The organism is Treponema sp. R6D11 (genome assembly GCF_054786075.1).
The window spans coordinates 1-507 of sequence record NZ_BDHD01000807.1 but is presented as its reverse complement, the minus strand read 5'-3'; the positions used below and the strand labels follow the sequence as shown (position 1 = coordinate 507).

Genomic DNA, 507 nt, shown 5'->3' with positions numbered 1-507 from the left:
TTCCCATCCTGGAAAAAGTAGAAACCGCTTTTGCCTTATGCTCTGTCGGCGCGGAAAAAGTTGTCTCAAATGAATTAAAAAAATTGGCTGACAAAGACGAGAAAAATCTATATCGCAAAGTTGAAGATTCTCTTTACGGCAGAGTACGCTTTAAAGCAGACAGAAAAGGTTTGTACAAAGCGTTAATTGGTCTTCGCGCCGCCGATAGAGTCTTGCTTGAAATAGCCAATTTTAAGGCAACGGATTTTGACGCTCTTTTTGAAGGCACAGCCTCAGCGGAATGGGAGAGGCTTGTGCCAAAAGGCATGGGGCTAAAAGTTGCAAAGGGTCGCACAAATCGCTCACAGTTAAAAGCGGAAACAAGTATACAGGCAATAGTTCACAAAGCGGCGGCGCAGAGACTTTGCGACAAGTACAAAGTAAGCCGCCTCCCGGAACAGCTAATGACGCGCAAGGAAGAAAGCTCATCTGTTAAAATTGCGGAAGTGCGAGTGTACATAGAAAAAG

The 507-nt window shown here is 44.8% G+C and carries 1 pseudogene; it reads left to right on the top strand.

Features of this window, described 5'->3' with window-relative positions:
- Positions 1 to 507, top strand: a pseudogene (locus ACYVTD_RS16235) (THUMP domain-containing class I SAM-dependent RNA methyltransferase); the annotation flags it as partial.